General features: G+C 33.5%; 12 protein-coding genes. 9 read left to right on the forward strand and 3 right to left on the reverse strand.

The window, feature by feature from the left end; genetic code table 11:
• A partial coding sequence (locus AC1DMU_RS04165) for a hypothetical protein (RefSeq protein WP_476941473.1) occupies positions 1 to 197 on the reverse strand: 197 nt, incomplete at its 3' end.
• 392 nt (positions 198 to 589) lie between these two features.
• Here AC1DMU_RS04165 and AC1DMU_RS04170 point away from each other — a divergent pair.
• From AC1DMU_RS04170 to AC1DMU_RS04200, 7 genes are all read left to right on the forward strand, one after another.
• Positions 590 to 952, forward strand: a complete 363-nt coding sequence (locus AC1DMU_RS04170) for a Na-translocating system protein MpsC family protein (protein WP_001968557.1) — start codon at positions 590 to 592, stop codon at positions 950 to 952.
• Between the two features lie 616 nt (positions 953 to 1,568).
• Positions 1,569 to 3,101 (forward strand): NADH dehydrogenase subunit 5, encoded by a 1,533-nt coding sequence (locus AC1DMU_RS04175; RefSeq protein ID WP_088063914.1) that lies wholly within the window; start codon positions 1,569 to 1,571, stop codon positions 3,099 to 3,101.
• Positions 3,101 to 5,725 carry a DUF2309 domain-containing protein gene (locus AC1DMU_RS04180; protein WP_088063913.1) on the forward strand — a complete coding sequence of 875 codons (2,625 nt, stop codon included), beginning with the start codon at positions 3,101 to 3,103 and terminating at the stop codon, positions 5,723 to 5,725. Before AC1DMU_RS04175 ends, AC1DMU_RS04180 begins: the two co-directional genes overlap by 1 nt.
• A 79-nt stretch (positions 5,726 to 5,804) precedes the next feature.
• Positions 5,805 to 6,317 carry a carbonic anhydrase gene (locus tag AC1DMU_RS04185; RefSeq protein WP_088063912.1) on the forward strand — a complete coding sequence of 171 codons (513 nt, stop codon included), beginning with the start codon at positions 5,805 to 5,807 and terminating at the stop codon, positions 6,315 to 6,317.
• A 107-nt stretch (positions 6,318 to 6,424) separates the two neighbouring features.
• Positions 6,425 to 7,834: a cryptochrome/photolyase family protein gene (locus AC1DMU_RS04190; RefSeq protein ID WP_088063911.1), complete on the forward strand. Its 1,410-nt coding sequence runs from the start codon at positions 6,425 to 6,427 to the stop codon at positions 7,832 to 7,834.
• Positions 7,835 to 7,945: 111 nt separating this feature from the next.
• Positions 7,946 to 8,401, forward strand: coding sequence for a TspO/MBR family protein (locus AC1DMU_RS04195; protein ID WP_088063910.1), 456 nt, complete (start codon positions 7,946 to 7,948; stop codon positions 8,399 to 8,401).
• A gap of 103 nt (positions 8,402 to 8,504) precedes the next feature.
• Positions 8,505 to 9,215: an alpha/beta hydrolase gene (locus AC1DMU_RS04200; RefSeq protein ID WP_088063909.1), complete on the forward strand. Its 711-nt coding sequence runs from the start codon at positions 8,505 to 8,507 to the stop codon at positions 9,213 to 9,215.
• 87 nt (positions 9,216 to 9,302) lie between these two features.
• Here AC1DMU_RS04200 and AC1DMU_RS04205 read toward each other — a convergent pair whose 3' ends face one another.
• A complete protein-coding gene (locus tag AC1DMU_RS04205; protein ID WP_088063908.1) occupies positions 9,303 to 9,668 on the reverse strand; it encodes a YxeA family protein in 366 nt (121 codons plus the stop codon).
• A gap of 573 nt (positions 9,669 to 10,241) precedes the next feature.
• Between AC1DMU_RS04205 and AC1DMU_RS04210 the strand changes: the two genes are divergently transcribed.
• A complete protein-coding gene (locus AC1DMU_RS04210; RefSeq protein WP_142291771.1) occupies positions 10,242 to 11,780 on the forward strand; it encodes an alpha/beta hydrolase in 1,539 nt (512 codons plus the stop codon).
• A 112-nt stretch (positions 11,781 to 11,892) separates the two neighbouring features.
• On the opposite strand, the gene AC1DMU_RS04215 is transcribed toward AC1DMU_RS04210, so the two are convergent.
• Positions 11,893 to 12,048 carry an acyl dehydratase gene (locus AC1DMU_RS04215; protein ID WP_088063940.1) on the reverse strand — a complete coding sequence of 52 codons (156 nt, stop codon included), beginning with the start codon at positions 12,046 to 12,048 and terminating at the stop codon, positions 11,893 to 11,895.
• Positions 12,049 to 12,167: 119 nt separating this feature from the next.
• Here AC1DMU_RS04215 and AC1DMU_RS04220 point away from each other — a divergent pair, with 119 nt between their 5' ends.
• Positions 12,168 to 12,554: a YflT domain-containing protein gene (locus AC1DMU_RS04220; RefSeq protein WP_088063907.1), complete on the forward strand. Its 387-nt coding sequence runs from the start codon at positions 12,168 to 12,170 to the stop codon at positions 12,552 to 12,554.
• Positions 12,555 to 12,575 lie beyond the last annotated feature (21 nt).

A 12,575-nucleotide genomic window follows, 5' to 3' on the forward strand; every position in this document is an offset into this window, starting at 1 on the left:
TCTTCCGTAGATCCAGATTCAATCCTCATGTACGTAGTAACTAGACTAATCATCATATCCATCTTCTCTACTATATTTTGAATGACCTGTTCAGATTGCTCTTTTTTAGGGTGTTGTATTGCTATTAAAGCATTTTCTATATAATTGTTCTTTCGTTGCTGGATATCATAAATAAACTGTTTTGTGTTTGAGTTCATTTGTTATTCCTCCGTTTTGGATATACTTCTATTCTATCATATTTGAATGGAAAATATTAGATTACCCTAAATTCACACCTGTTTCGTACATCTCCTCAAATATACAACCTAATCTCTTAACGTACAGGGGTCCTGCCCCATCGCTATCAAGCTAAGAAAATACAACTCCCCCCACAATGACCTTTTTAGAAATCTATGCAACAGAGCCTTTATAGTAAGAGTAACTTGTTGGGAATGATCAAAAAATCTATATTGTAATATAAAAAATCACTATGATATGAAAGGATACCTTACAACAACCCCAATAAATTCTTCTCAATAATTGAAAATAAAATCAATCCAGATTATTATATTGTTATTGTAAATTTATTTTATTGAAGGAGGATACATAGATGAAAAGCTCAAAAGGCTCTATTGAATCAGAGATAAGCAAAGCAATTACTCATTGGGAAAAGGACTACTTAGGACGCGGTTCTATATCCGTTAAGACAGATATATTACGGGATATGATTATCGTAAATTTACAAGGTATTTTAACCCCGGCTGAATATACTGTTTGCGAAACAAAAGATGGCATGCTAACGATAAAGAAAAACCGTTCGGAGCTAGTTGAATCTGGAATTGATGATTTGAAAGAGATTATACTAGAATTAACTGGAGAGAAAGTGAAAAGCTTTCATACGGATATAAGCTCCCGTACAGGCGAACGAGTAATGATTTTTAAATTGCTTCATAATCTTGAGGAAAAATTTTGAAAATAAAACTTAAGGTTAGTGGAAGGATTAAGAAACCTACAAGTTTTGCACTTTATTTAACTTTATTAACATGCTAATAATTAAAAAACTTGAAGTTATTTAGGTATAATAAATCGTAATTCAAATAACTCTTAAAAAACTGATAAAGAAATTGACAAACTGCTTAATATGGTTTATCTTATAATTGTTTTAAAAAATTGATAGATGCTCATTTTAACAGTTTGCTATAATTAAGGCTTTAGCATTTTTTTAATATGTAATATTGACTAAATGAAAAAGTTTCTTAATTGAAAGATAGCACATAACATAAATTGATATATTGATTGCATAATCTAGGAGATCAGAAATATACTTTTCTTTTTAATAGGAGTAATACATACATTATCCTCTATAAAATGGGAGCTCTTCAAAAAACTTTATTGAAGTTAGTTGAAGTGAAACCGACAATCTCCATAATTCAATGATGATATAAAATCATTGAATTATGGAAGTTGTCGGTTTTTTTTATGGGAAAAAACGATGTACTGAAAAGAGTGAATGAAAATTGAAATTAAAAAACTATCTTACTTAAAAGGAATTTTTATAGGTTATTTTCGTTTGGAAGGGAGTATTGTACATGTTAATTTCGCTGAGTTCATCAACACTGTTAACATTATTTTTTATGGCGCTTAGCGCTTCTTGGCTAAGTGGATTATTGTTTTTACATGCAAGGATGCCTTTACGTTTTGTTCATATCCATATTGGTATCGCTACATTGCCTTCATTGGTTTCTTTACTCGCACTTGTTAATCACAATGGAGATAGAGTTGTAGGGCCTTGGCATTTAGATACTTTAGCTTGGTTCATGGCTTTCTTTGTTCTTACAATTGGTTTAATCATTCAGCGTTTTTCTATACGTTACTTACTGGGAGATCGCTCATATCGAAAATACTTTGCACTTTTTACATTTACTACAGGTGTATCTTCGGTTGCATGGTTAAGTAATGATCTTCGTTTCATGATTATTTATTGGGGAGCAACTCTTATAGGATTGGTTCTACTCATAGGGCTAAATAAAGGGTGGAAAGTGGTTAGTGAAGCAACAAAAATTTCTAGTTATTTATTTACAATAAGCTGGATTGCTTTGCTAGCAGCTATCATTTGGCTTTTTCAAGTTACTGGACAGTGGCAGTTAACATTAGTTTTAACGAATGAAAATGTAGCTCAATTTGGAACGTTGGAGAAAACAGGAATTAACTTATTGATTATAGTAGCTGTGATGATTCCAGCAGCACAATGGCCTTTTCAAAGATGGTTAATTGAGTCAGCTGTTGCTCCAACTCCTGTTTCTGCTGTTATGCACGCGGGGTTAGTAAATGCTGGCGGTATCATGTTAACTAGATTTTCACCTCTTTTTCATGATGATATGGCACAAATCATTTTACTAATTTTCTCTAGTATTTCTGTCTTAATCGGAACAGGAATTAGCCTAGTTCAGGTTGATTATAAACGTCAGCTAGTGGGGTCAACTATTGCACAAATGGGGTTTATGCTTATTCAATGCGCATTAGGAGCTTATTTGGCGGCTGTTATTCATTTAATTTTACATGGTTTGTTTAAAGCTACATTGTTTTTACAAGCTGGTTCTTCCGTACAACGTTTTGGGGCAGTGAAGCAGTCTAATGAAAAGATATCTGATTTATGGATTATGGTCGGACGTGTTTTCGGATTATTTATAGCGATTGCTTTTTGGTTTACGACTTCTGGAGAAGGGTATGAATTAGTTAGTGCGTTCATCTTAGGGTGGTCATTATACTTTTCATGGAAACAACTTGTTGTTTTTGGAGAGGGAAGAATGGGACGAATTGTTGGCGTATTTATTTTAGTTGGATTTTCTCTCATTTACTTTACCGTTCATAATTCTCTTTATAAATGGTTGCATACTGACATGTATCAAAATGTTCAACCTTCAGTTTCAGCCGTTATTTTTGTTATATGTCTCTTATTATTTGGTAGTGTTATTAGTACTCTCGTTACTCATAATCAATCCTCTACTATATTTGCTGTAATGTATCTTTGGTTCGTTCGAGTAGGGGAGGCGAGACAAAAGACAGTAGAAAGTCATCCGAGCTATCTTAAACATTATGTATCAAAGGGAGGTAATCAGTGATGAGCATACCGTCAATCGTAACGAAAGAAACTTTAAAAAAGAAAGATACAAACATTGAAGTACAAGAAAATAATATGAATGAGTTAGTTGAATCTGCTAGCCGAGTGATTGCACCACTTTGGCCGATCGCTACATTTGCAGCTCATCACCCTTGGATGGGACTTGAAAAACAATCATTTGAACAAGTTGCAGATTGGTTAAAAGAAATTCGTAATGTGGATATATATCCTAGTGCTGCTATGATTCATTGGGCAAAGGCGAAAGGGGAGATTAAGGAATCATTTTTACAAAGTGGCTTGTCTCATTGGCTTGATTCACAATCTTTTCATATCCCGCGAAAGAAAGCGGAGCAGTTTTGCCAAGCAGCTTTAAAATTAGAGAAATTACCTTCTAGCTTATTATCATCGCCACAATTAAATAAACTGGCAGAAGAAATGAGTTATATGAATACAGGAAGTATGAAAGACTCTCCTATGCAACCTGTAAGTTCACTTATAGAGAATCAAAAGGGTGAAAACCTATCTGATATTCTTAATTATCATATCATTAAATGGTGTAAATTATATTTGGATGACTCCGGATCAAGTTGGACGATGCCAAATCGAGAGAAAGGTTTGTATCGTGCATGGCATCACCTTATTAAATTTGATCCAGCGCTCAGTAAAAATGAGCGTAGCATTTTAAAAGATTGGCCAGAGGATGCCGAGGTAGCTTTAACAAGAGCTTTATCTGAATTAGGAATTTCTGAATCTAACAAGCAAGCTTACCTTGAAGGGCACTTGCTTGCTTTGCCTGGGTGGGCAGGAATGATACTATGGCGTTCCCAACAATCAATTCAGGAACAGGAACTTATGATTGAATATTTAGCAGTTCGAATTTCTATGGAGCTGGCCATTGTCAAACCTTATTTACCTACAAAAAATCAAAAGGCTGAGAAGAAAGTTGCGATTGTCCCACTTATAGCTTCTTGGATCTATTGGGGGAATATTTCAACCCTGGAATGGTCACAAATGTCTGCAGCTGAACAAAGCGAATTATTAGCATTTGCATATCGTTTTGATGAAAATATTCGCAGGAAACTTTGGCTAGAAGCTTGGGAACAGACGCATGCAGAGCAATTAAGGGAAAAGATTGTTTCTAAGCAACGTGCAACTAATGATAAAAAACGTGTATTAGCTCAATTAGCATTTTGTATTGATGTACGTTCAGAACTGTTTCGTCGCCACCTAGAAAAATTAGGTCCGTTCGAAACGTTTGGAATAGCTGGTTTCTTTGGGTTACCAATTGCGACTAGTGAACTAGGTAGTAATGACAGTCATCCTTCTTTGCCAGTTATATTAAAACCGAAACATCAAATAAAAGAGCTCACAGATGAAAATGAATATAAATCTTATCAACAACGTAAGAAGATAGACAGCTCAGTAAGTTATACGTTTAAAACGATGAAACAAAATGTACTTACAAGTATGTTACTACCTGAGATAAGTGGCCCTTTACTTGGTCTACAAATGATGACAAGAAGTTTTGTGCCAAGAAGAGTAGGTAGTTTCATTCGTAACCTTCGCAAAACAATGTTACAAAAACCTGATACGACATTCTCACTTAATCATGTTCATGATACAAAATGTGAGCTGCCTATCGGTTTTACTAAAGAAGAAAAAGTGAACTATGTGCGTCAAGCTTTAAAAATGGTGGGATTAACAGAAAAATTCGCGCCTTTAGTTGTAATGTGCGGACATAGTAGTCAAAGTACGAACAACCCTTATGATGCAGCGCTTGAGTGTGGTGCTTGTGGCGGAGCAGCAGGGGGATTCAATGCAAGAGTTTTTGCTACTTTATGTAATCTTCCAGAAGTCAGAGAGGCTTTGTCTGCTGAAGGCATTAAAATTCCGGAGGACACCATTTTTGCAGCAGCTGAACATAAAACAACAGTGGATGAATTGGAATGGATTTACGTCCCAGAACTTTCGGAAACTGCGCAAGAAGCATTTGATAGTATTGAGTCGGTTATGCCAAGTGTGAGCCAACATGCAAATAGAGAGCGTTTAACACAATTACCTAATTTTAAAACGAAAATAAAAAATCCGAGTAAAGAGGCACATCGATTTGCAGAAGATTGGAGTGAAATACGTCCGGAATGGGGATTAGCCCGTAATGCATCTTTTATTATCGGAAAACGAGAATTAACTCAGGATTGTGACTTGGAAGGAAGGGCTTTCCTTCATAATTATGATTGGAAACAGGATGGAAGTGGAGATATATTAGCTAGCATCATTGCAGGGCCAGGAACAGTAGCTCAGTGGATAAATTTACAATATTACGCTTCAACTGTAGCTCCTCATTATTATGGTAGTGGAAACAAAACAACCCAAACCGTAACGGCAGGTCTCGGTGTTATGCAAGGAAATGCAAGTGACTTGTTGCCAGGCTTACCTTGGCAATCCGTTATGCAGTCAGATAGTGAGACGTATCATTCACCACTTCGTTTACTAATTGTAATTCAAGCGCCTATTGAATATATAGAACGTTTGCTAAATAATGATTTCACATTTCGAGAAAAATTTCAAAATGGATGGGTCAGACTTGCAAGTATTGATCCAGAAGGACAATGGAAAAACTGGTAACAATCATGTAATGAATAATCAACTATCGTTACTAGTTTAAAAGTTTCATAAATACAATAATGAAGAAGGAGTGCTCCATATGAATTCAAAGAATAAAAAAGTATTATTATTAACAGACATTGAACACGGAATAGAGCCGATTATCCAACAAGTAACTAACATTCAACAAGAAAACGTGTTGACTATACACAGCTATGATTCTGTAATTGTACATCCTTATGGAGATATAATGAGATCTGTTATTATTGCTATTTATCAAGAAAAAGTTGAAGAAATTATTGTTGTCGGAATAGAGGATAAAGAAACTGATATAGTTAATCTACAAATTCAACGTGATTCCATAAAAAATAACAGAGAAATAGACTATCTCTTTAAAAATTGCATGCCTGAATTTTCAAGTGGTAGCCTGAATGCATGGCTAAGTGGACAAGAAAATGTTAGTGAAAATATTGAGAAGAGTATAGATATGATTCGTCATCATCCGTTAGTACCTTCTGATATTAAAGTTCATGGTTTCATGATTGATAGAACAGGTGAAAAAGAAACGGTTGTTAAAATTGCTACTAATAAAATAGTTGAAAAAGTTAATTAATCTATTAAAGACAAATAAATTCTTATGTATAAATTACTGTTATATAATAAAATTTAATATGTTTTAAGAATTAGAAGGGATAGTTATGCAAAAAAAAAATTATTGTTATGTTTCAAAAAGATTTTCGTTTATATGATAACCCAGCTCTATTTGAGGCTGTTCAGTCTGGTGAGGTTCTTCCGGTATATGTACAAGATGAAACTTTTTCAATAGGAAGTGCATCAAAGTGGTGGTTACACCATGCTATAATAGATGTCCAAAAGCAACTTGAGGCATTGGGATCTACTTTAATAATTCGCAAAGGAAATACACTGGAAGAAATACTTTCTCTCATAGAACAATTAGGTATAACGGCTGTATATTGGAATATTTGTTATGATCCGGACAGATTACAATCTAATCAAAAAATGAAAATAATGTTAGAAGGTAAAGGTATTATCTGTAAGGAATTTAATTCGCATTTATTATTAGAACCGTGGATTATTAAAAAGAAAGATAACACTGAATATAAGGTGTTTACGCCTTTTTACAATGCATTTCAAAAGCAGGAAATACCTAAGCCTATTAGTAAAGTGCAGCGTATAAAGGGAGGAAACTCTTTACCAGCAAGCTTATCTGTTTCAGAATTACATTTGCTGCCGACTATACGGTGGACATCTCATATTGAATCAATATGGGAGCCTACAGAAGAAGGGGCATACAAAGCATGTAAGAAATTTTTCTCTAGCAAATTAGCCTCTTATAGTGAAGGAAGAGACTTTCCAAATGAAAATGCTCATTCGATGTTGGCACCATATCTTTCATTTGGCCAAATATCAGTGAGGTGGATGTATCATTACTTAATCAATAAAAGTACCGAAAGACAATGTAGTCTTTTTGAAAAACAAGTGAATAGTTTTATCCGTCAATTGATTTGGCGAGAGTTTTCTTATTATTTGCTATATCATTATCCATTTACAGTATATAAACCTCTTAATAAGAGCTTTGAACATTTTCCATGGAATAATGAAGAGGAGTTATTAACAGTATGGCAGAAGGGTGAAACTGGTTATCCGTTTATTGATGCGGGAATGCGGGAACTATGGCAAACAGGTTTTATGCATAATCGAGCAAGAATGGCTGTAGCCTCTTTTCTTGTAAAGCATTTGTTAATTCCGTGGCAAGAAGGAGCAAAATGGTTTATGGATACACTACTAGATGCTGATATTGCAAATAATACAATGGGATGGCAATGGGTTGCTGGAAGTGGGGCAGATGCATCACCGTACTTTCGTATTTTTAATCCCATCACACAAGGAGAAAAGTTTGATAAAAATGGAGAGTATATAAGAAGATGGGTACCAGAATTAAGAGATGTGCCTAATAAATATATACATAAACCTTGGGATGCACCTGAGCATATTTTACAAAAGGCCAATATAAAGCTTGGTCATACATATCCTTTACCAATTGTTGATCATAAGGCAGCACGTGAGAGAGCACTTTTTGCATATAAAAGTATGAAAGAGTTCGTATAAAATAGATTAAACAATATGTATTTGAAATTTAAATATTAGAAATTTATCCAATACGAGGACATACTAATCATATAAAGTTTCTATAATCTTCTAGTAAAAAGGAGAATGTTTATGAAAAAATCTAGTATTATAGTATTTTTACTAACATATGGTTTGTTTTATGTTTCTAGTATTTTCTTTCCTATTGATCGTATGTGGTACGATGCACTAGAAAAGCCGTCTTGGACACCTTCTGGTATGACAATTGGAATAGTTTGGGCTGTATTATATGGACTTATTGCATTGTCGATTACAATTATTTACAACAAATATGGTCGTAAGCCAAAAACATTTTGGTTTGTATTCCTTTTAAATTACATGTGCAATCAAGCGTTCAGCTACTTTCAATTCAGTCAAAAAAATTTATTTTTAGCAACAGTAGATTGTTTACTAGTCGCTATTACTACGTTACTTCTCATAGTGGTTTCTTCCAAATTATCTAAAGTATCGACATGGTTGCTAATTCTATATTTTTTATGGTCTGCATTTGCTACATATTTATCTTGGACCATTTATAGTATAAATTAAAGAAGTAAATGAAAACTTGAGCATAATAAAAATGCTCGAGTTTTTATGTTTACTAATGAAAATCTAAAATATAGAATATATACATCTTAGGGAGGTCATCTTTGTGAAGAAATGGATAAAAATTACGCTGTACTCTTTACTAGGTATTTTACTTATAGGAAGTATTAGTTTTTTTGTTTGGTCTCAGTTTACTTATAAACCGACGAAAGAGGCTTTATCGTTAGTAGAGGATAAAAAAGATGAAGAGAATATAGTTTTTGGAGAGAAAGATGGTAAAATAGGGGTTATTTTTTATCAAGGAGCTAAAGTAGAAGCTGAGGCTTATAGTTACTTAGGGGAAGCTCTCGCAAAAGATGGACATTTTGTAGTGATGCCTAAGTTGCCATTAAATTTAGCGATATTTGGAATCAATGCAGTAGACAGTGTAATGGAACAGTATCCTGAAGTTCAGAAGTGGTATGTTGCGGGGCATTCAATGGGGGGAGCTATGATTTCTAAGTATGCTTTTCAACATGAAGACAAGATAGACGGGATCATTTTCTTAGGTTCGTATCCTGCAGATGACTTCTCTACGAAATCGATTCCGATGTTATCAATTTATGGGGAAGTAGATGCTTTAGCAACAGTAGAAAAAATAGAGAACAATAAAAGGTTCATGTCAAAGAATACAACTATGCACATGATAAAGGGCGGAAATCATGCTCATTTTGGCATGTACGGTGAGCAAAAAGGTGATAATGCAAGCTTAATTACGCCAAAAGCACAACAAGATGAAACAGTGAAAGTAATTGAAGAATGGTTGTTAAAACAATGATAATGAATGTAATAAATCTACCGAAAGAATTCTCCAAGCGGTAGATAGGAGCGATAATAAAGAGCCAACTCGTACGAATTGGCTCTTTTATTTATTTGCTATCTCCAATTGTCCCCTTATTTTCTCTGGAATGTCCTTTTCAGAAATAACGTCGTAAGAATAGACATACTTTCCTTTCACATGAATTTTTAAGTAAGTTTTTCTTCTAAAATCATTAAGCGTGTTCGTTCCAACTTTATATTCTTTTTCATTGCTTAATTCATCAACACCTTTTAGTGAGTACATAGCTCTTCCTTTATGATGATAATCTGGAACACCATATCCTTTCGCAACGGCATATACATTTTTTTCTTCAGCAATCGGATTAAATCTGTCTAAATCTCCGCGTAATATGAAAGGTAGTAAGTATATAGGGAGGCCTATTCCTAGTATGCAAATTACAAATTTCTTCATGATCGTTTCTCCTTTTGTCTATTTACATTTTTGAGTATAGAAAAAAGTTCTTATGAATATAGAGGGAAATTCTTTAAGTTTTTCTTAATAAAGTTTAACTTTGTGAAAAAAACTAATTTGAGCATTAAGTTTACGAAATGAATAGCCAAATAACCTGTTTTCTTTATTTTTTGATGGTAGGTTATTAGGTTTTATATTGGTATGAGTGAATTAAGAAATAAGTGAGATTTAGGAAATAGAATGAATTTATCTTACAGTAATAAGAGAATTACCTAAATAAATGATAGTGAGAACAATTAAAGAAAGCATCTAGTAGGGTGCTTTTTTCTTTTGAAACAGAGAATCTCATGGGTCGGTTACATGTAATTTCGTGCTGTACTTCTAGGTCATTGGAAAATCCAACAATAAAAAAAGAGGGGGAAGGCGTTTTTTATTGAAGTTTGTTAATGATAGATTTTTAACTTGGGAGGGGGATTGTAAAATAGATTATTAATCTCTTTGGTAATTTTTATTTTCCTTATAGTTGGCATATTGTATTAGAAATTTTAAATTTTGAAGGGAGAATCAATAAGTATGGGTAAGAAAAGAAGAATAAGTAATAAGTTATTACTTATCAGTGCAATTTTTACAATAGCAATTCCCTCAGTCTCATATGCGGAGGAAGTAATTTCACCTGAAAATTTTAAGAGCTCTTCAAATTTGTATAAGGGACGGAATACGGAAATTTTGAAAACAAATTTATATCCTAATACATATAATAATCCATTTAACCACCAATTTATTTCAAAATTAAAGGAAGTAAACACAAATATAAAAAAAATAGACAATAGTGATGATGAAAATCCTATTATATCTACTACTCTTTCATTTATTCGCCATATGAATAGTGAAGATTATAAATCTGCATTTGATTTAACCTCAAGGTCATTACAGAAAATAATATCCGAAGAATGGTTGAAGAGCTATTGGGAGGGACTTCCAGTTCAATTACAAGCAGGTTCTTTTATAGAAATTGGAGAGGTTACACAAAAAGAGACAAATCCTGTTCATACAAATGTGGAGATTCAATTAGTTTTTGAAAAAATGACTGTACCTTTACTAATTAAACTAGATCCATCTGGAAAAATAGACGATTTTCAACTAAGCATGTCGTTTAGTCCTGTTGCTGAGCGTCCATCATATAGTAAGCCTGAATCATTTGTTGATAAAGAAGTAGTAGTTGGAAGTGGTGCATTTCCATTACCAGGAACATTGTCGGTTCCAAAAGGAAATGGTCCTTTTCCAGCGGTTATTCTTGTTCAAGGATCAGGAGCAACTGATCAGGATGAAACAGCGTTTGCTTTAAAACCATTTCGCGATTTAGCTGAAGGTCTTGCATCGAAGGGAATTGCTGTCCTTCGCTATAATAAACGAACGTATGAACATGGGTTGAAAACACAATTCAGTCCCTTCTATACAGTTGATAAAGAGACAACAGATGATGCTCTTCTTGTAACTCAATTTCTTAAAAATGAGCCTCTAATAAATAAGAATCAAATATATATTCTTGGTCATAGTCAAGGTGGAATGATGCTTCCGAAAATGATTGAAAAAGACCAAAATCAAAATATTGCTGGGGCAATTGTAATGGGTGGGCCAGCTCGTACGATTCAAGACGTTGTTTTAGATCAATTTGAGTATCTTTTTTCTATTGGAGCAATGAACCAGGAGCAATATAAATTCTACAAATCGCAATTTGAATTATTAAAGGATCCAAATTTCTCTGGTCAGAATCCTTCAAAAGATTTTTACTTAGGATCAGCAGTATTTTGGGATTCTATTCGGAAAATTAAAGCAGCAGAAATGTCAAAAGAACAAAAGACACCGCTTCTTATTATTCAAGGGGAAAGAGACTATCAAGTTCAATCAAAAATCGAAATTCCTCTTTGGAAAGAACAATTAAAAGAACGAGATAACGTTGATTATCAGCTATATCCAAAGTTAAATCATTTCTTTACAGAAGGGGATGGAGAAATAAGTAAACCGGATGAATATTATAGTGCTGCTAATATTCCTGAGTATGTTATAAATGATATTGCTGCTTGGGTGCAAGGAAGATCGCAATTAAATTAGCAACTATATGTTTTAATAAAGACTTTCTTTCTGTAATCAAACTAGAAACATTATTAGGTTATATGTTTTTTAGCACTCTTTTAAAAAGAGTGTTTTTTTATTTTCCTTTGATTTAATTAACGAAAAAAAATATCTTATACTCCTTTTGTAACTTTTTTAAATAGAAATTTTCTATAAAATAATGGACTTGTCTTCCAAACAAAGCGTTATTTGTAACCCTGTTATCAAAGCAAAGTGCTCGTGACATTTCTTTGATATTCAAAAACAGTAATAACCTATTGTGTGAAGTTTTTTGAAAATTTAGGTTTAACATCTTTAAAATAGGTGTATTACATATTACATAACAACTAAATAAGAAAATAAAAAATCTAAGGGAGGAAAAATACAATGCATAAGAATGAAAGAAAACCGGTGGTTCATGAATATGAAAATGAACAGGAAGTAGTTATGAAAGTAAAAGAGCTAGAATTGCAAGGGATTCGCCAAGATGACATTTACGTTTTAACACATGAAACACATCTAACAAAAAAGATTGCGGATGATACAAACACAAATACGATTGGAGTAAAAGAACAAGGATTGGGTACAAGTATTATCAACTTTTTCTCCAAAAAAGGGGACGAACTCCGAAATCAAATGGAGGAAATGGGGTTGTCGAAGGAGGAAGCTAATTTATATGAAGAAAAATTAGATCAAGGGAGAATTTTACTTCTAGTAACAGCTGAAACACCAACGGCGAGTGATAGACAGCCGCAAAACTATCATTCTCTCTAATAGATTGCAACATCTGATAAA

Source organism: Bacillus sp. 01N45 (genome assembly GCF_056399205.1).